The organism is Steroidobacter cummioxidans (assembly GCF_003104955.1).
Map to the genome: position 1 here is coordinate 13,859 of NZ_LSRW01000032.1, position 18,049 is coordinate 31,907.

Annotated in this window: 15 protein-coding genes and 1 other RNA gene; all 16 read left to right on the plus strand. The window is 63.7% G+C overall.

Translation table 11 applies throughout. From position 1 onward, the window contains the following. Positions 1 to 4: 4 nt before the first annotated feature. The 16 genes from rnpB to ftsA all read left to right on the plus strand — a co-directional run bounded on the left by rnpB (position 5) and on the right by ftsA (position 17,941). Positions 5 to 391: RNase P RNA component class A (rnpB, locus tag D0550_RS16730), an RNA gene on the plus strand. A gap of 1,112 nt (positions 392 to 1,503) precedes the next feature. Continuing rightward, the gene (gene mraZ / locus D0550_RS16735) at positions 1,504 to 1,959 is read left to right on the plus strand and encodes a division/cell wall cluster transcriptional repressor MraZ (RefSeq protein WP_116810337.1); all 456 of its coding nucleotides are present in this window, start codon (positions 1,504 to 1,506) and stop codon (positions 1,957 to 1,959) included. Between the two features lie 9 nt (positions 1,960 to 1,968). After that, positions 1,969 to 2,898: a 16S rRNA (cytosine(1402)-N(4))-methyltransferase RsmH gene (gene rsmH / locus D0550_RS16740; RefSeq protein ID WP_116810338.1), complete on the plus strand. Its 930-nt coding sequence runs from the start codon at positions 1,969 to 1,971 to the stop codon at positions 2,896 to 2,898. Next, positions 2,895 to 3,161: a cell division protein FtsL gene (gene ftsL, locus D0550_RS16745; protein WP_116810339.1), complete on the plus strand. Its 267-nt coding sequence runs from the start codon at positions 2,895 to 2,897 to the stop codon at positions 3,159 to 3,161. The genes rsmH and ftsL overlap by 4 nt, the downstream gene beginning before the upstream one ends. Next, positions 3,158 to 4,882 (plus strand): peptidoglycan D,D-transpeptidase FtsI family protein, encoded by a 1,725-nt coding sequence (locus D0550_RS16750; protein WP_116810340.1) that lies wholly within the window; start codon positions 3,158 to 3,160, stop codon positions 4,880 to 4,882. Before ftsL ends, D0550_RS16750 begins: the two co-directional genes overlap by 4 nt. A 23-nt stretch (positions 4,883 to 4,905) precedes the next feature. After that, on the plus strand, positions 4,906 to 6,450 hold the full coding sequence (locus D0550_RS16755) for a UDP-N-acetylmuramoyl-L-alanyl-D-glutamate--2,6-diaminopimelate ligase (protein WP_116810364.1): 1,545 nt from the start codon (positions 4,906 to 4,908) through the stop codon (positions 6,448 to 6,450). Beyond that, positions 6,447 to 7,829: a UDP-N-acetylmuramoyl-tripeptide--D-alanyl-D-alanine ligase gene (locus D0550_RS16760; protein WP_116810341.1), complete on the plus strand. Its 1,383-nt coding sequence runs from the start codon at positions 6,447 to 6,449 to the stop codon at positions 7,827 to 7,829. Before D0550_RS16755 ends, D0550_RS16760 begins: the two co-directional genes overlap by 4 nt. 16 nt (positions 7,830 to 7,845) lie before the next feature. Continuing rightward, complete coding sequence (gene mraY, locus D0550_RS16765; RefSeq protein ID WP_116810342.1) at positions 7,846 to 8,928, plus strand: phospho-N-acetylmuramoyl-pentapeptide-transferase; 1,083 nt, start codon at positions 7,846 to 7,848, stop codon at positions 8,926 to 8,928. 4 nt (positions 8,929 to 8,932) lie between these two features. Beyond that, positions 8,933 to 10,312 carry a UDP-N-acetylmuramoyl-L-alanine--D-glutamate ligase gene (murD, locus tag D0550_RS16770; RefSeq protein ID WP_170134675.1) on the plus strand — a complete coding sequence of 460 codons (1,380 nt, stop codon included), beginning with the start codon at positions 8,933 to 8,935 and terminating at the stop codon, positions 10,310 to 10,312. Beyond that, positions 10,309 to 11,511 carry a putative lipid II flippase FtsW gene (ftsW, locus tag D0550_RS16775; protein WP_116810343.1) on the plus strand — a complete coding sequence of 401 codons (1,203 nt, stop codon included), beginning with the start codon at positions 10,309 to 10,311 and terminating at the stop codon, positions 11,509 to 11,511. Before murD ends, ftsW begins: the two co-directional genes overlap by 4 nt. Beyond that, positions 11,508 to 12,596, plus strand: coding sequence for an undecaprenyldiphospho-muramoylpentapeptide beta-N-acetylglucosaminyltransferase (murG, locus tag D0550_RS16780; protein ID WP_116810344.1), 1,089 nt, complete (start codon positions 11,508 to 11,510; stop codon positions 12,594 to 12,596). The genes ftsW and murG overlap by 4 nt, the downstream gene beginning before the upstream one ends. Continuing rightward, a complete protein-coding gene (gene murC / locus D0550_RS16785) occupies positions 12,593 to 14,020 on the plus strand; it encodes a UDP-N-acetylmuramate--L-alanine ligase (RefSeq protein ID WP_241520825.1) in 1,428 nt (475 codons plus the stop codon). Before murG ends, murC begins: the two co-directional genes overlap by 4 nt. Next, complete coding sequence (gene murB, locus D0550_RS16790) at positions 14,017 to 14,919, plus strand: UDP-N-acetylmuramate dehydrogenase (protein ID WP_241520826.1); 903 nt, start codon at positions 14,017 to 14,019, stop codon at positions 14,917 to 14,919. The genes murC and murB overlap by 4 nt, the downstream gene beginning before the upstream one ends. Continuing rightward, a complete protein-coding gene (locus tag D0550_RS16795; protein WP_116810345.1) occupies positions 14,912 to 15,895 on the plus strand; it encodes a D-alanine--D-alanine ligase in 984 nt (327 codons plus the stop codon). The genes murB and D0550_RS16795 overlap by 8 nt, the downstream gene beginning before the upstream one ends. Further along, a complete protein-coding gene (locus tag D0550_RS16800; protein ID WP_116810346.1) occupies positions 15,892 to 16,713 on the plus strand; it encodes a cell division protein FtsQ/DivIB in 822 nt (273 codons plus the stop codon). Before D0550_RS16795 ends, D0550_RS16800 begins: the two co-directional genes overlap by 4 nt. Beyond that, positions 16,706 to 17,941, plus strand: coding sequence for a cell division protein FtsA (ftsA, locus tag D0550_RS16805; protein ID WP_116810347.1), 1,236 nt, complete (start codon positions 16,706 to 16,708; stop codon positions 17,939 to 17,941). Before D0550_RS16800 ends, ftsA begins: the two co-directional genes overlap by 8 nt. Positions 17,942 to 18,049: the final 108 nt, after the last annotated feature.

Sequence of the window (18,049 nt, forward strand, 5' to 3'; positions counted from 1 at the left end):
CGGCGGAGTCGGCCAGGCAACCGCTGCTCTTGCTTGCAAGGGTGGAGGAAAGTCCGGGCTCCTAGGGCAAGGCGCCAGGTAACGCCTGGGGGACGTGAGTCCACGGAAAGTGCAACAGAAAGCAAACCGCCTAAGCGCGCGGCTTCGGCCACGCGACGGTAAGGGTGAAAGGGTGCGGTAAGAGCGCACCGCGCCGGTGGTAACACTCGGTGGCACGGTAAACCCCGCCCGGAGCAAGACCAAATAGGGGAGCGCGCGGTCCAGTCCTCGGATTGGGCAGCATGTGTGGCCCACACAGACTCCCGGGTAGGTCGCTGGAGGTACGTGGTGACGCGTATCGCAGATGAATGGTTGTCCACGACAGAACCCGGCTTATCGGCCGACTCCAATTTTTCATTCAGAAGAGCAGGCCCGCCTCGGTGGCCTGCGGCGGCTGGCCTTGAAGCCTCGTCGAAGAGGCGTCAGTGGCCTGCGGCGGCTGGCGGGGGGAAGTGTCCTCCCGGCACCGCGACACACGCCGTCGCTCCGCTTCGCTCGCGCTGACGCGCGCGACTTTGCTGCACATCCATGAGGCTGCTAATGGACCACCATCCCTGGATGGATCCATTTGCCGGGAGGACACTTCCCCCCGCCAGCCACCGCCGACGCGTAGGCGGCGTTTGCCACCGCGCTCCGGAAATTACCAAGCTGACCTTAATCGAGCTTTCCGGGCGCCCGAACCAAACGCCGGAGGCGGAGGCCAGGGTGGGTACCTCCTTCCGGCAGCTTTGGGGTACAGGGACGGGACCCCAACAGCAGGGCTCATCATGGACGTGCGGTGAGGAGCGCAATGCGCTCCGGCCGTGCCCGGTGCCGGAAGGAGGTACCCACCCTGGCCTCCGCCAGCCACCGACGCCTCCCTCTTGGCGACCGAAGGAGGTACCCACCCTGGCCTCCGCCAGCCACCGACGCCTCCGTCTTGGCGACCGAAGGAGGTACCCACCCCTGGCCTCCGCCAGCCACCGACGCCTCTCTCTTGGCGACCGAAGGAGGTACCCACTCTGGCCTCCGTCAGCCGCCACCGTCGCCACCGTCTCCGTCTTGCGACCATCAAATTTTAATAAACGTTATTCAGCCTGCGACCCCTCTCACAGGCCGACTTAACCATAACTGTCGATAAATTCCTGACGACGCCGGCCGCCACAATCGGCCCGATTTCCGCCCCTTTTTGGACACGCTGCGCCCCTCGATTGCGCATTTCCGAGCGTTAAGGTTTTCCCTGTACTGGTTGGAATCACAGGTGCGGGCAAACCCTGCTATTCGTGTCGCGGCACGCAAAGAACGCTTCCTAACCCTCTGATTTCTGTCAGACCAGTTTTTGTGATTTTCGCTGAGGGTGCCAGCTTCGTGCTCTAAGTCCCTGTCGCTAAACAGGAAATGCCCCAAATTTTTTTGACCCGCGACACAACGGTACCTATAGTGCAAATCGGTGGGAAAAAGTGGGAATGCGTGGGTTAGTGGGGCATGTTCAGGGGCGCCAACAAGGTCACTCTCGATAGCAAAGGTCGGCTTGCCATGCCGACGCGCTATCGCGAGCGCATCGTGGAGCGCTCCAACGGGCGGCTGATCGCAACCGTCGATCGCGCCGACCGCTGTCTGCTCATTTATCCGCTGCCGGAGTGGGAAGAGATCGAACTGAAGTTGCGCCGTCTGCCGACCTTGAATCCGGTCGCGCGCAGGTTGCAGCGCCTGATGATCGGTCACGCCACGGATCTGGAGCTGGACTCCAGCGGCCGCATCCTGATTCCCCCGAGCTTGCGTGAGTACGCGACCTTGTCGCGCGCCGCGATGCTGATCGGCCAGGGCAACCGGTTCGAGCTGTGGGACGAGGCGTTGTGGAACGACAGCCGCGAGCAGTGGCTGAAGGTCGACGAAACCGCCGAGGAGCTGCCACCCGAGCTCGAAACGCTGTCGTTGTAAGGCCCGGTCATGTTGTCGCACACACCGGTGCTTCTGCAGGAAGTGCTGGCCGCGCTCGATATCCGCGAGGGCGGCCGCTATCTCGACGCAACCTTCGGTCGCGGCGGCCACAGCGCTGCGATTCTGGAGCGAGTCGGGCCGCAAGGAGCGGTGATCGCATTCGATCGGGACCCGGCGGCAATCGCGGCCGGGCGCGAGCGCTTCGCCAACGATGGGCGGATGACTTTGGTGAGTAGTGCGTTTTCGCGATTGGGTGCGGTAGTGACGCAGATGGGCCTGACAGGCGCCATCGATGGCGTGCTGCTCGATCTCGGCGTGTCGTCACCGCAGCTGGACGAGGCCGCGCGAGGTTTCAGCTTCACGCAGGACGGTCCGCTCGACATGCGCATGGATGTTTCCTCCGGCGCGACCGCAGCGGAGTTCGTCGCGAAGACGCCGGAGCACGAGATCGCTCGCGTCATTCGTGACTTCGGTGAGGAAAAGTTTGCGAAGCGCATTGCGCGCGCCATTGTGAATGCGCGTCGTGAGGCGCCGATTGTTAGCACGTTGCGACTCGCGGAAATCGTTTCGCAGGCGAATCCCAAGTGGGAGCCTGGCAAACACCCGGCGACGCGTACGTTTCAGGCCATTCGTATTCAAGTGAATCACGAGTTCGAGGAAATCCGGGCCGCGTTGGCCGGCAGCCTCATTGCATTGGCGCCGCGCGGGCGGCTGTGCGCCATCAGTTTTCATTCGCTCGAAGACAACATCGTCAAACGTTTCATGCAGGAGCAGTCGCAGGAAGATCCCGTGTACGCCGGCTTGCCCGACGTGCCTGCGCACGCCCGTCCGAAACTGCGCCGCGTCGGCAAGGCGATTCATCCGGGCGAAGCCGAAGTGTCTGCCAACCCCCGTGCGCGCAGCGCGGTGATGCGAGTGGCGGAAAGGGTGGCGGCATGAGCAGTCGCATCGGCCTGGCTGTGTTGTGGCTGGCGCTGCTCGGTGCCGCCATCGCCGTCGTGTGGAGCAAGCACGAGGCGCGCAGTTTGTTCATCGAGCTGCAGCGGCTGAATGCGGAACGCGATCGGCTCGATATCGAATGGGGCCAGCTGAAGCTGGAGCAGAGCGCCTTTGCGATGCACGGGCGAGTCGAGCAGACCGCGCGCGGCAGTCTGCAGATGGTCGTGCCGCGGCCTGACGAAGTCCGGATTGTGAAGCCATGATCCGTCGCGACGAAGGCAAACATTTCTCCCCTGAGCAGTACCGCGGTCGACTGCGGTTCGTGCTCGGCACGCTGGTGCTGATTGCCACCGGCCTGGTCGCGCGCGCGGTGGATCTGCAGGTGCTCGACGAGGGCTTTCTGGAAGGCCAGGGCGACGCTCGTTACACCCGCATCGCCAAGCTGACCGCGAATCGCGGCGGCATCTACGACCGCAATGGCGAACCGTTGGCCGCCAGCATGCCAGTCGACACGGTGTGGGCGAGTCCGAAGGAAGTGATGAAGGCGGCCGATCAGATTCCTCTGCTCGCCGAGGCGCTGAATCGCGACAAACGCTGGCTGACGCAGCTCATCACCAGCAACCTGGAGCGCGAGTTCGTTTATCTGGTGCGCCACATGCGCCCGAGCGACGCCGCGCAGGTCAAGGACCTGAAGATTCCCGGCGTGTACTTGCAGCGTGAGTACCAGCGCTTCTATCCGGCCGGCGAAGTCACGGGCCATCTGCTCGGCTTCACCAAAAAGTATGACGACATCGGTCAGGAAGGCCTGGAGCTGGCGTATGACCGCTGGCTCGGCGCGGAAGCGGGCGCCAAGCGCGTCATTCAGGATCGTCTCGGCCGCACGGTGGAAGACGTCGAGAGCATCCGCGCGCCGCATCCCGGCGGCGATCTCGTTACCAGTATCGATCTGCGCATCCAGTACCTGGCGTATCGCGAACTGAAAGCAGCGGTTCAGGAACATGGCGCCAAGGCCGGTACGGTCATCGTGCTGGATATCGAGACCGGCGAAGTGCTGGCCATGGTCAATCAGCCGGCTTACAACCCGAACGATCGCGATCAGGTCGCGGCCGTGCGTTATCGCAACCGTGCCGCCACCGACATCTTCGAGCCTGGTTCGAGCATCAAGCCGTTCATCGCCGCCGCCGGCGTCGCGTCCGGGCGCTATCACGGCAACACCATCATCGACACATCGCCGGGCTTCGTTCAGGTGGGTATCAAGAGAATTCCGGACGCGCACAACCTCGGCCCGATCACGTTGACCACGGTGCTGGAGAAGTCGAGCAACGTCGGCATGACCAAGATGGCGATGAATCTGTCGCCCAAGTCCATGTACGACATGTTGCACGCGTTCGGCTTCGGCGAGGTGACCGGCAGCGGCTTCCCGGGCGAGTCGGCCGGCTTGCTCAATGAATATTCGCACTGGCGCAAGATCGGTCAAGCGACGATCTCCTATGGATACGGTTTGTCGGTGACGCCGCTGCAGTTGGCGCGCGCATACGCGACCCTCGGCGCCTATGGCGTGAAGCGGCCTGTGACATTGCGCAAAGTCGACGAGCCGGTGCCGGGCGAGCAAGTGATCGATCCGCGCGTTGCCAAGGAACTGCTGGAAATGATGGAGAGCGTCGTTTCGAGCGGCAGCGGCAATCGTGCATCGCTGCTCGGTTATCGCGTGGCCGGCAAGACCGGCACGGCGTGGACCGCGGACGGCGGCGCCTATTCCCAGGATCGTCGCAAGGCTTCGTTCGGCGGCGTGGTGCCGGCCAGTCATCCGCGACTGGCGGCGCTGGTCGTGATCGACGAGCCGAGCGGCAAGAAATATTACGGCGGCGACGTGGCCGCTCCCGTGTTCGCCAAGGTCATGGCGGGCGCGCTGCGTCTGATGGGCGTACCTCCCGACGGTCTCGATCGAGTGCCTGCCACGACGCTGGTGCAAGCCAATCCATGAGGACTGCCGCCGCAACGATCACCATGAACAGCCGGGTCGACAACGTACGTACCAAGAATCTGCGAGAGCTGCTCGCGGACAGCGGTGTATCGCCTGTCGATTTCGTGCCGCCGGATCTGGAGATCAGCGATCTCACATTGGATAGCCGTGCAGTGACGCCGGGCGCCGCCTTCGTCGCGCTTCCGGGCACGCGGACTCATGGCATCGGCTTCGCCGCTCAAGCGGTGAAGGCCGGTGCCGCCGCTGTTCTGTGGGAGCCGGTGGACGGCGTGGTTCCTCCGCGCTTGCCCGACGATGTGCCGCTGATCGGCATTCCCAGGCTCACGGCGTGGCTGGGCGCCATTGCGGATTGGTTCTTCGATGCGCCGTCGGCGAGCGTGCGTGTCATCGGTGTCACCGGTACCAATGGAAAAACGACTACGGCGCACGTCATCGCGGCCGCCTTGCAACAGTTGAATGTGACCTCGGCGTACGCGGGGACCCTGGGTTACGGCCGGGTGGGCGACTTGCATTCAGGGTCGCTGACGACGCCGGATTGCATCACTGTTCATCGGCAGATCGCTGAACTCCGCGACGACGACGTGCGTTGCCTCGGCATGGAAGTTTCCTCGCACGCGCTCAGCCAGCATCGCGTCAACGGCGTGCGGTTCGACACTGCGGTCTTCACCAATCTCACGCGCGATCATCTCGATTATCACGGCACGCTCGAAGCGTACGGCGAAGCCAAAGCGCATCTGTTTCGCTGGCCGAGCCTGCGCTATTCCATCGTGAATGTGGACGATGCCTTCGGCCGTGAGATCGCGACCCGAGTGGCGCACACCTGCCTGGTGGTGCTCAGTCGCGCAGGTGAAATCGCTCTGGATCCGCGTTGGCGCAGCGAGCAGGGAGAAGTGAAGCAATTGTTCGCTCGCGGAGTGACTGCCGCGCCGAATGGCCTGGACATCGAGTTCGATGGCAGCTGGGGCACCGCGACGCTGCGTTCACGCTTCGTCGGCGACTTCAACGTCGAAAATCTGTTGACGGTGCTGGCGACCTTGCTGACCAGCGGCACGTCGCTGCAAGACGCGATCAAGGCGCTCGAGAACTGCGATCCGCCGCCGGGCCGCATGGAAACCATCACTGCGCCGGACCGTCCGCTCGCGATCGTCGACTACGCGCACACTCCGGACGCGTTGGAAAAAGCATTGCTCGCCGTGCGCAAGCATCGCACCGGCAAGTTGGTTTGCGTGTTCGGTTGCGGCGGTGACCGTGACGCGGGTAAGCGTCCGCTAATGGGCGCAATCGCCGAGCGTCTCGCGGATCGCATCATCATTACCGACGACAACCCGCGCACCGAAAACGGCGACGCGATCGTCGCCGACATCCTTAAAGGCCTGACTCGTCCCGATGCCGCGATCGTCGAACGCGACCGCGCCGCCGCCATTCATCGCGCCATTGCCGAGAGTGCGGCAACCGACGTGGTGTTGATCGCGGGCAAAGGGCACGAGGACTATCAAATCGTGGGCGCCGAGCGACGTTCGTTCAGCGACCGCGAGCAAGCGCTGCGAGCGCTTGGGAGGCAGCCATGATTGCCTGGAAACCGAGTGAGATTGCCCGTTATTCGCAAGGTCGAGTGGTCGGCGCGGATCGCGAGTTCACCAGCGTCTCTACCGATACGCGGACGATCAAACCGGGCGCGCTGTTCGTCGCGCTCACCGGCCCGTCGTTCGATGGCCACGATTTCGTCACGACCGCGGCTCAGAACGGTGCGGCTGCTGCGCTCGTGGCGAGAGAACTGCCGGTCGATGTGCCGCAGATCATCGTCGCCGACCCGTTGGCGGCGCTGTCTACATTCGCGCGCGAGTGGCGGCGTCAGTTCCCCATTCCCGTGGTCGGTGTGACGGGCAGCAATGGCAAGACGACGACCAAGGAGCTGATCGGCTCGATTCTGTCGCAGCGCGGTCCGACGCTCGTGACCAAGGGCAACTTGAACAATCACATCGGCGTGCCGCTGACGTTGCTCGAGCTGACCAAGGAGCATCGCTACGCGGTCATCGAGATGGGCGCGAATCATCTGGGCGAGATCGCTCATCTGGCGAGCATCTCCGAGCCGACCGTTGGCATCGTTACCAACGCGGGCGCCGCGCACCTCGAAGGTTTCGGCAGCTTGCAGGGGGTCGCGGACGGCAAGGGCGAGATGTTTCAGGCGCTGCCGTTCGAAGGCGTCGCCGTCATCAATGCTGACGATAAATATGTGTCGCAGTGGCGTGACATGAGCGCCGCCGATCGCATGCTCACTTTCGGCTTCGAGCAGCCGGCCGACTTCATGGCCCACAAGGTGCGTGAGATCAATTCGCCTGCCGGCTTCCGGATCGACTTCGACCTGGTCACGCCGGATGGAACGCTGGCAGCAACGGTGCCGCTCGCCGGCCTTCACAACCTGCGCAATGCGCTGGGCGCTGCCGCCGCTGCTTGCGCGGCCGGTACGCCGATCGAGCAGATCGTCAAAGGCCTCGCGGCGATGAAGACCGTGGCCGGCCGCCTCGAATTGAAGCCCGCGATCAACGGCGCATTCATCGTCGATGACTCCTACAACGCCAACCCGAGCTCGCTCAAAGCGGGGCTGGATGCAATGCGCAGCTTCGCGGGCTCGCGCTGGCTGGTGTTGGGAGAAATGAAAGAACTGGGCGATGCGAGCAACGAGCTGCATGCCGAAGTCGGTCGCTATGCACGCCAGACCGGCATCGAGCGGCTGCTCGCCATCGGCGAGGGCTCGCGGTTTTCAGTGGAGGCGTTCGGTCGCGGTGGCCAATGGTTCGCCGACATCGATGCGTTGATTCGCGATGCCAAGGCGTCGCTGACCCCTGGCGCCGCGGTACTCATCAAAGGGTCGCGTGCGAATCGGTTGGAGCGCGTGTCGGCGGCGTTGTCCGCGGCGCCGCCTGGCAACAGCGACGGCCATCATTAAGAGAACAACCCCTTAAATGCTGCTGTACTTCACCAAACAGCTCGCTCTATTGGAAGGCGCGTTCCGCGTTTTCCAATATTTGACGCTGCGCGCGATTCTGGCCGCGCTCACGGCGCTGTTGATCTCTTTCTTCATCGGCCCGTGGATGATCAACAAGCTGTCGCTGAACCAGATCGGTCAGCGGGTGCGCGACGATGGCCCGAAGACGCATTTGCCCAAGGCGGGCACGCCGACCATGGGCGGCCTGCTGATCCTGGTCGCGATCACGTTCAGCACGCTGCTGTGGGCGGACCTGAGCAATCGCTTTGTGTGGATCACGCTGGTGGTGACGCTGGCGTTCGGCCTGATCGGTTTCTGGGACGATTATCTGAAGCTCGTGGTCGGCAACAGTCGCGGCCTGATCGCGAGATATAAATATTTCTGGCAATCGGTGGCGGGTCTGGGGTGTGCGATCGCCTTGTACATGACTGCCAAGTCGCCGGCCGAGACTGCGTTGTATGTGCCGCTGTTCAAGCAGGTGATGATCCCGCTCGGGCTGTGGTACGTCGCGCTCGCCTATTTCGTCGTGGTCGGCACCAGCAACGCGGTGAACCTCACCGACGGCCTGGACGGTCTGGCCATCATGCCGGCGGTTCTGGTGGGTGGGGCCTTGGGGGTGTTCGCCTATGCGACAGGTAATGCAGTGTTCTCGGGCTATCTCGGCATTCCTTTCATCGAGGGCACCGGTGAAATCCTGGTGTTCTGCGCGACGCTGGTCGGCGCGGGTCTCGGCTTTCTCTGGTTCAACACCTATCCCGCGCAAGTGTTCATGGGCGACATTGGTGCCCTCGCGCTCGGTGCGGCACTAGGCGTAGTCGCCGTCATCGTGCGCCAGGAGATCGTCCTGTTCGTCATGGGCGGCGTGTTCGTCATGGAAACGTTCTCGGTGATGCTGCAGGTGGCGTCGTTCAAGCTCACCGGCAAGCGCATTTTCCGCATGGCGCCCATCCATCATCATTTCGAGCTCAAGGGCTGGGCCGAGCCCAAAGTCATCGTGCGCTTCTGGATCATTTCCGTGATCCTGGTGCTGGTCGGGCTGGCGACGTTGAAGGTGCGCTGACGCAATGACGCCGCACGATCTCACCACTCGCCCCGACGTTCGCATGCCGACACGGCAGTTGCGGGGGCGTGCGATCGTGGTCGGCTTGGGCCGGACGGGCTTGTCGTGCGCGCGTTATTTGCAGTCTCGAGGTTTGAGCTTCGCGGTCACCGACAGCCGGGCCGCGCCGCCGGAGTCTGCGGCGCTCGAGAAGCTCGCGCCGGAAGCGGAAGTGCGCTTCGGCGGCTTTGATGAAGCACTGCTCGACGGTGCGTCGCAGATCGTGGCGTCGCCGGGCGTGTCGCTGAAGGAGCCTTTCCTGATGAGTGCCGCCGTGCGTGGCATTCCGATCATTGGCGACATCGAGTTGTTCGTGCGTGAAGCTCAGGCGCCCATAGCTGCCATTACAGGCACGAACGGCAAGAGCACGGTCACGACACTCGTTGGCCTGATGGCGAACGCTGCCGGTCGGCGGGCGATCACCGGTGGCAACCTCGGGCGGCCCGCCCTCGAGCTGCTCGATGATCCCGTGCCCGAGTTGTACGTCATCGAGCTGTCGAGCTTCCAATTGGAGACGACGTTGTCGCTCCGAGCGGCGGCCGCAGCCGTGTTGAATGTGACGCCGGATCACATGGATCGTTACGCGACGATCGAAGAGTACGCCGCCGCGAAGGAACGCGTCTTCCAGCGTGCTCAGGCTGCCATCGTCAACATGGACGACGTCGCGGTTCGCTCCATGCATTACCAGTCGTCGCGCGTGTTCGGGTTCAGCCTGCACGCCGATCCGGCCGCCGATTACTACGTTCATGAGCAGGGCGATGACGTGATCCTCATGCACGGTCGCGACCGGATGGTCGCGATGTCGGAACTGAAGATTCGTGGTCTGCACAATGCGGCGAACGCGCTGGCATCGATCGCGATGTGTGATGCCCTCAATTTGCCGCGCGCTGCCTGCTTGCAGGCGCTGCGCGACTTCCCGGGACTGCCGCACCGTTCGCAGTGGGTCGCCGACGTAAACGGTGTGCGCTTCGTCGATGATTCGAAGGGCACGAATGTCGGCGCCACGCTCGCAGCCGTCGCAGGTATGCCGGGCTCGTTGGTGTTGATCGCTGGCGGCCAGGGTAAGGGTCAGGATTTTCAGCCGCTCGCTGAAGCGTTTCGCGGCAAGGTGCGGCACGTCGTGTTGCTCGGTCAGGACGCGCAGCTGCTGGACACGGCCTTGCAAGGCGTCGCTACGACTCAGTTCGCTAGAGATATGAGTGAGGCCGTGCAGTTCGCTGCGAATGCAGCGCGTCCGGGCGAGACGGTGTTGCTGTCGCCCGCGTGCGCGAGCCTCGACATGTTCCGGGATTACGGACACCGCGGCGATGTGTTCGCGGCCGCCGTGAAGGGGTTGCAGGCATGAGCGCCGCAACTCTCGCATTCGCTCGAAGCAACGGTCGTCCGCGACGCTTCGCGTTCGATCCCGTGCTGCTGATGGCGGTCAGCGGCATTCTGCTGCTCGGGCTGGTGATGATGACGTCCGCGTCCATCAGCATCGCCGACAAGCAACAGCAGGAGCCGTTGTACTTCCTGAACCGCCAGCTGTATGGCGTGGGCTTTGGCGTGCTGGGCGCGCTGATCATGATGAGCATTCCCACGCAGGTTTGGGAAAAGATGGCGATGCCCTTGCTGCTGGTCGCCTTCGTCTTCCTGCTGGCGGTGTTGATCCCGGGCATCGGCCATGAAGTGAATGGCAGTCGCCGCTGGCTGCGCGCGGGCGTCATGAACTTCCAGGCGTCCGAGCTGACGCGCGTGCTGCTACTTATATATCTGTGCAGCTACGTCGTGCGGAAGCAGGGCGAGTTGAAGGAAGAGCTGAAGGGCTTCCTCAAGCCGCTGGGCGTGCTCATGGGCGCGGCGGCGCTGCTGCTTTTGGAACCTGACTTCGGTGCGGCGACGGTGCTCATGGCCACCGGCCTCGGTGTGCTGTTCCTCGCCGGCGTGAAGCTGCGTCACTTCCTGGCGCTGGTGGCGATTGCGGCCGGCGGCATGGCGGTGATCGCGGTGACTTCGGCGTATCGACTGAAGCGTCTGACTGCGTTCATGGATCCGTGGGCCGATCCGTTCAACTCCGGCTTCCAGCTGACGCAGTCGCTGATCGCGATCGGGCGCGGCGAACTGTTTGGCGTCGGCCTCGGTTCGAGCGTGCAGAAGCTGTTCTACTTGCCCGAAGCGCATACCGACTTTGTGTTCGCCGTGCTCGCCGAAGAGCTGGGCCTCGCGGGCGTGATCGTGACGCTGGCGTTGTTCATTCTGCTGGTGTGGCGCACCTTTTATATCTCGCGCCTCGCGGCCGAAGCCGGTCTAGCGTTTCAAGCGTACTGCGCGGCGGCGTTTGGCATCTGGCTGGCGTTGCAGACCTTCATCAACGTCGGCGTGAACATGGGCATCCTGCCGACCAAGGGTCTGACCTTGCCGCTCATGTCTTACGGCGGCTCGAGCGTGATGGTCACACTCGGCTGGCTGGGTTTGATCATGCGCATTCATCACGAGGCCCAGACTTCGGGTCGCCTCGCTGTGTCGCGTCCTGCTCGCCGTGAGCGAGTGGAGAGTGACGAATGAAGCGCACGGTGCTGATCATGGCCGGCGGAACAGGCGGACATGTGTTTCCGGCGCTCGCGGCTGCTCGCGTATTGCGCGAACGCGGTTTCGAGCCCGTGTGGCTGGGCACAAGAAAGGGTTTGGAAGCCAAGCTGGTGCCGCCGGCGCAGATCGAGATCGAGTGGATCTCGATGAGCGGTCTGCGTGGCAAAGGTGCGGCGACGCTGTTGCTCGCGCCGTTCAAAGTGGCGCAGTCCATCTGGCAGAGCCTGCAGGTCATCCGCAAGCGCAACCCCGTTGTGGTGCTCGGTTGTGGTGGCTTCGTCGCCGGCCCGGGCGGCGTTGCCGCGTGGCTCACGCGCCGCCCGCTCGTCATTCACGAACAGAACGCCGTTGCAGGCATGACGAATCGCATGCTGGCAAAGCTGGCGCGCCGTGTGCTCGAGGCGTTTCCGAAGAGTTTTCCGTCGGGAACGCATGCCGAGCAGGTGGGCAATCCGGTGCGTCGTGAGATCGCGGCGATTGCTGCTCCGGAGCAGCGCTTTGCTGGCCGCGAAGGTCCGATTCGATTGCTCATCATCGGCGGCAGTCAGGGCGCGATGAAGCTCAACGCGACGGTGCCGGCGGCGCTCGCAACGATCGACGTGGCAGCTCGCCCGGTGGTGATTCATCAGGCCGGCGAGCGTCACCTGCCGGTCGTGCGCGAGACTTATGAGAAGCACGGCGTGCAGGCCGACGTTCGCGCGTTCATCACCGATATGGCTGAAGCGTATAGCTGGGCCGACGTGGTCGTGTGTCGTTCCGGCGCGATGACGGTGTCGGAGCTGGCAGCGGCGGGATTGCCGGCCATCTTCGTGCCGTTCGCCGCGGCCGTCGACGATCATCAAACCCTCAACGCGCAGTTCCTGGTCGATGCTCAGGCGGGCATCTCGATCGCCGAGCGCGATCTGACGCCGGAACGGCTCGCGCAGGAACTCAACAAATTGCTGAGCGGTGGACGGGAGCAACTGCAAGCGATGGCGGTACGCGCCCGCTCGGTTGCGATCACCGATGCTGACGTGCGTCTCGCCGACGCATGCGTGGCCGCCGCGGGAGGTGCCGCATGACAGATCGCATGCGCCGCATTAACAACATTCATTTCGTCGGCATTGGCGGCAGCGGCATGGGCGGCATCGCCGAAGTGCTGCTGAACCTCGGCTATCACGTTCAAGGCAGCGATCTGAAGCCGAACGGGGTTACGCGTCGGCTGGCGAAGCTGGGCGCGCAGATCAAGATCGGCCACAGCGCCGACAACGTCGGCAAGGCGGACGTGCTCGTCGTCTCGACCGCCGTTGCCGCGGACAATCCCGAAGTCGTGGAAGCGAAGGCGCGCCGTCTGCCCATCGTGCAGCGTGCGGTGATGTTGGGCGAGCTGATGCGCTTCCGTTACTCCATCGCGGTCGCGGGCACGCACGGCAAGACCACGACGACGAGCATGGTCGCATCGATTCTCGCTGAGGGCGGCCTCGATCCGACGTTCGTCATCGGCGGCCGCTTGAAGAGCGCCGACAGCAATGCGCGTCTGGGTGCCGGCAAATTTCTGGTGGCCGAGGCCGACGAGAGCGATGCGTCGTTCATGCATCTGCAGCCGATGATCTCGATCGTCACCAACGTGGACAACGATCATCTCGGCACGCACGAAGGCGACTTCGAGCGACTGAAGCAAAGCTTCATCGATTTCCTGCACAACCTGCCGTTCTACGGCCTGGCTGTGGTGTGCGCGGACGATCCCATCGCGAAGAGCCTGTTGCCGCGGATCAATCGTCCGTTCGTGACTTATGGCATCGACAGCGACGCCGATCTTCGCGCCGTGAACATCCAGCGTGAGGGCGTGCAAACGCGCTTCGAAGTGGAACGTCGCGGCTCACCGAAAAAACTGTCGGTGCAGTTGAACCTGCCTGGCCGACACAACGTTCTCAATTCGCTGGCGGCCATTGGCGTGGCGATGGAATTGGAAGTGAGCGACGCGGCGATTCAATCCGCACTGGCGTCGTTCCATGGCGTCGATCGTCGCTTGCAGCAGTACGGCGACGTGCAGACGTCGACGGGCAAGGTCACGATCATCGATGACTACGGTCATCACCCGACCGAGCTCGCCGCCACGCTCGAAGCGATCCGTCAGGGCTGGCCGAACCGCCGCATCCTGCTCGCGTTCCAGCCGCATCGTTACAGCCGTACGCGCGATCTGCTCGACGACTTCGCCCGCGTGCTCTCGGCCAATGCCGATGCGCTCATCGTCACTGAAGTCTATGCCGCGGGTGAAGCCCCGATTGCCGGCGCCGACGGCAAGGCGATCTGCCGTGCCGTGCGTTCGCATGGCCGCGTCGAACCGGTGTACGTCGAGAAGATCGACGAGTTGCCGCGCGCGCTGATTCAGATCGCGCGCGACGGCGATGTGATCGTGACCATGGGCGCCGGCAGCATCGGCAGCCTGGCGCCGGAATTGCCGGCGGCGTTGACCAGTTTGTCGGCCGAGCGGAGGCAACCGTGAACGCGTTGTCGCTGCCGCCCGATCTCGAAGCGCGCGTGAAGCGCAACGAGCTGATGTCGAAGCACACGTCGTGGCACGTGGGCGGGCCGGCGGATTTGTTCTTCTCGCCGCTCGACGCGACCGATGTGTCCGGCTTCCTGCAAGGGCTGAAGTCCGGCACGCCGGTGATGTGGATCGGTTTGGGCAGCAACTTGCTGGTTCGCGACGGCGGCGTGCGCGGCGCGGTGATCGAGACGCACGGCATCTTCGATGAGCTCGACCGTCGTGGCGAGAACGAGGTGTGGTGTGGCAGCGGCGTCGCGTGCGCGAAGCTCGCCAAACAATGCATCAAATGGGGCTTGGGCCCGGCGGAATTCTTCGCAGGCATTCCCGGCACGCTCGGTGGCGCGCTGGCGATGAATGCGGGCGCGTTCGGCGGAGAAACGTGGCGGCATGTGGTGGCGGTCGCAACCATCGATCGCAATGGCGTGCGTCATGAGCGACCGGCATCGGATTACACCGTCGGTTACCGGCACGTGTCGGGCCCGAGCGACGAATGGTTTCTCGGCGCGCTGTTGCGTTTCGAGCTGCGCCCGGGTGTGAGCAACGACGACATTCGTCAGCTGCTCGCGAAGCGCAAGGCGACGCAGCCGATTCAAGAGTGGTCGTGCGGCTCGGTGTTCACGAATCCGCCGGGCGATCACGCTGCGCGCTTGATTGAAGCGTGCGGGCTGAAAGGTTTTCGCATGGGTGGTGCGCGCGTGTCGGAGATGCACGCGAACTTCATCGTCAACGACGGCACGGCGACGGCAGCCGATATCGAACAATTGATCCGTCACGTGCAACAGACGGTGGAACAAAAACAGGGTGTGCGACTCAACACTGAGGTGCGCATCGTGGGCGAGGTGAGTAATGGCTGAAGCAAACAAGATTGGACGCAAGCGCATCAGCAACGCCAAGGAGTTCGGCCGCGTCGCCGTGCTGATGGGCGGCACCTCGAGCGAGCGTGAAGTGTCGCTGGACAGCGGCAGCAATTGTTTGGATGCGCTGCAGCGCCAGGGCGTCGACGCGTACAAAGTCGATGGCATCGCTGCGCTGGTCGATGAGTTGGTGAACAAGCGTTGCCAGCGCGTGTTCAACATCCTGCACGGTCATGCGGGCGGCGGCGAAGACGGCATTCTGCAAGGTCTGCTGGACGCGTTCGCCATTCCATACACAGGCTCCGATGTTTTGGGCTCGGCGCTGTCGATGGACAAGATCCGCACCAAGCAGGTGTGGCTGTCGCTGGGTTTGCCGACGCCGCGATATGCACGCTTGTCTCGCAACGGCGACGTAGCGACGGCAGCCAACCACCTCGGTCTCCCGGTGATCGTGAAGCCCGCGTGCGAAGGCTCGAGCGTCGGCGTGAGCCGCGTGTTCAAAGAGACGGACTTGCAGCAGGCGGTGGATCTGGCCGCGCGCTATCAAGGCGAGATGTTGATGGAGCAGTTGATCGTGGGCGATGAGCTGACGGTCGGCATTCTCGGCGACGTGGCGTTGCCCAGCATTCGCATCGTGCCGGCAGGCGAGTACTACGACTATCACGCCAAGTACAAAGCCGAGGACACGCAGTACATCTGCCCGGGCTTGCAAGGCGCCGCTGAGGACGAGATTCGTGCGCTTGCGCTCGAAGCTTTCCGCACCGCCGGCTGCCATGGCTGGGGTCGTGTCGATGTGATGCGCGATCGGGCCAGCGGCAAGTTCTACTTATTGGAAGTGAACACGGCGCCCGGCATGACCAGTCATTCGCTGGTGCCCAAGGCTGCGCAGGCGTTCGGCATCGAGTTCGATGAGCTGGTGTGGCGCGTGTTGGAAACCAGTCTGCCGCGTGAAGGCCAAGGAGCGCCCCGTTCATGATGGGCACCCGCAAGCGCAACCGTCGCAAGGCCGCTGGCGAGCAGCTCGATCTGCTCGGCCGGCTGCAACCCATGGTCACGTGGTTGACCAATGGTGGCTTGCGTCCTGCGCTTGGCGTGGTTGCGTTGTTGAGCGGCATCGCAGTGATGGTGTGGGGCCTGGCGGTCTCGTTCGATCGACCGATTGGCAAGGTGGAAGTCGGCGGGCAATTTCAGCGCGTCGCGCCGATGCAGATCGAAGCCGCGGTCGCGCCGTTTCGTGGCTCGGGCTTTCTGTCCGTCAATCTGGATGCGCTGCGCGGTGCGTTGGAGACCATTCCCTGGGTGGATCGCGCGCGGGTCGAGCGTAAGTGGCCGAACGGTGTGCGTGTGTTCATCACCGAGCATGTCGCAGCAGCCCGCTGGGGCGAGTCGGGGTTGATGAACACGCGCGGCGAATTGTTTCTGAAAGACTCGCGGCACATTCCGCAAGAGTTGCCGCAGCTGGTGGGCCCGCCGGGCACGGAGGGTCAGGTCGCGAAGCTTTATCTGGACACGTATCCGCGTCTGTTGGGTGTGGGCATGCGCTTGAGCAGAGTCGAGCTGGACGCGCGTGGCGCGTGGCAGCTGACCCTTGGCAACGGCGTGATCGTGCGTCTGGGTCGCCAGGACGTGCCGGCCCGCTTGGAAAGGTTCATCGCTGTGGCGAGCCCGGTCGTGGCCGCTCGAGCAGCGGAAGTGAGTTACGTAGATCTGCGTTACAGCAACGGCTTCTCCGTCGGCTGGAACGCTCCTACCCGCGTCGCGCGCGACGCCGAGGAATCTCGTGCCGATGGCTAGGAAGAATGACCGCAATCTGATCGTCGGCCTCGACATTGGCACCTCCAAGGTGGTCGCCATCGTCGGCGAGGTCAATCACGAAGGCCGCATCGAAGTGGTGGGCTTGGGCTCGCATCCTTCGCGCGGACTGAAGCGTGGCGTCGTCGTGAACATCGAGTCGACGGTGCAGTCCATTCAGCGCGCGGTGGAAGAGGCCGAGCTGATGGCCGGCTGCGAGATTCATTCGGTGTACGCGGGCATCGCCGGCAGCCATGTGCGCAGCCTGAACTCGCACGGCATCGTGGCGATTCGGAACAAAGAGGTGACGGCTGAGGACGTCGACCGCGTGATCGACGCGGCACGCGCCGTCGCGATCCCGGCCGACCAGAAGATCCTCCACATCCTGCCGCAGGAATTTCTGATCGACAGCCAGGAAGGCATCCGCGAGCCCATCGGCATGTCGGGCGTACGACTGGAAGCGAAAGTTCACATCGTCACGGGCGCTGACAGTGCGGCACAGAACATCGTGAAGTGTGTGCAGCGGTGTGGGCTGACCGTCGAGGACATCGTGCTCGAGCAGCTCGCCTCGGCGTACTCGGTGCTGGCCGACGATGAGAAGGAACTGGGTGTCTGTCTCGTCGATATCGGTGGCGGTACGACCGATCTGGCGGTGTTCTCGGGCGGCGCAATTCGTCACACCGCGGTGCTGCCGATCGCGGGCGATCAGGTGACGAACGACATCGCCGTCAGTCTGCGCACGCCGACGCAGTACGCCGAGGAGATCAAGATGAAGTTCGCGTGCGCGTTGTCGCAGCTCGCGAACTCGGACGAGACCATCGAAGTGCCGAGCGTGGGCGATCGTCCGCCGCGGCGGCTGGCGAGGCAGACGCTCGCCGAAGTGGTCGAGCCTCGTTACGAGGAATTGTTTGCTCTGGTGCGCGAAGAGCTGCGCCGCTCCGGCTTCGAGGAAGTGATCGCCGCGGGCGTCGTGCTCACTGGCGGCAGCGCGAAGATGGAAGGCGCCGTCGAGCTCGCCGAGGAAGTGTTTCACATGCCGGTGCGCCTGGGCGTGCCGCAGCACATCACCGGGCTGGTGGATGTGGTGAGCAATCCGATTCATTCGACCGGCGTCGGCCTGCTGCTGTACGGCCGGGAGAATTATCTGCGCGGGCGTCGCGAGTTGCCGCTGGGCGGCAACGTGCGCGGCACCTTCGATCGCATGAAAGCTTGGTTTCAAGGAAATTTCTGATGACCGAGACGATGCGCCAGGGACCTGGCCACAACAAGGGGATGAGTGGGGAAGGTGGAGCGTGCGGCGGGCCTCTGAACCGGCCGTACGTTGAGTCGCAATTTGCTT

Bases quoted from the DNA above. Each gene is read 5' to 3' on its own strand.
- mraZ (WP_116810337.1), top strand. From the start codon at position 1,504: ATGTTCAGGGGCGCCAACAAGGTCACTCTCGATAGCAAAGGTCGGCTT.
- rsmH (WP_116810338.1), top strand. From the start codon at position 1,969: ATGTTGTCGCACACACCGGTGCTTCTGCAGGAAGTGCTGGCCGCGCTC.
- ftsL (WP_116810339.1), top strand. From the start codon at position 2,895: ATGAGCAGTCGCATCGGCCTGGCTGTGTTGTGGCTGGCGCTGCTCGGT.
- D0550_RS16750 (WP_116810340.1), top strand. From the start codon at position 3,158: ATGATCCGTCGCGACGAAGGCAAACATTTCTCCCCTGAGCAGTACCGC.
- D0550_RS16755 (WP_116810364.1), top strand. From the start codon at position 4,906: ATGAACAGCCGGGTCGACAACGTACGTACCAAGAATCTGCGAGAGCTG.
- D0550_RS16760 (WP_116810341.1), top strand. From the start codon at position 6,447: ATGATTGCCTGGAAACCGAGTGAGATTGCCCGTTATTCGCAAGGTCGA.
- mraY (WP_116810342.1), top strand. From the start codon at position 7,846: ATGCTGCTGTACTTCACCAAACAGCTCGCTCTATTGGAAGGCGCGTTC.
- murD (WP_170134675.1), top strand. From the start codon at position 8,933: ATGACGCCGCACGATCTCACCACTCGCCCCGACGTTCGCATGCCGACA.
- ftsW (WP_116810343.1), top strand. From the start codon at position 10,309: ATGAGCGCCGCAACTCTCGCATTCGCTCGAAGCAACGGTCGTCCGCGA.
- murG (WP_116810344.1), top strand. From the start codon at position 11,508: ATGAAGCGCACGGTGCTGATCATGGCCGGCGGAACAGGCGGACATGTG.
- murC (WP_241520825.1), top strand. From the start codon at position 12,593: ATGACAGATCGCATGCGCCGCATTAACAACATTCATTTCGTCGGCATT.
- D0550_RS16795 (WP_116810345.1), top strand. From the start codon at position 14,912: ATGGCTGAAGCAAACAAGATTGGACGCAAGCGCATCAGCAACGCCAAG.
- D0550_RS16800 (WP_116810346.1), top strand. From the start codon at position 15,892: ATGATGGGCACCCGCAAGCGCAACCGTCGCAAGGCCGCTGGCGAGCAG.
- ftsA (WP_116810347.1), top strand. From the start codon at position 16,706: ATGGCTAGGAAGAATGACCGCAATCTGATCGTCGGCCTCGACATTGGC.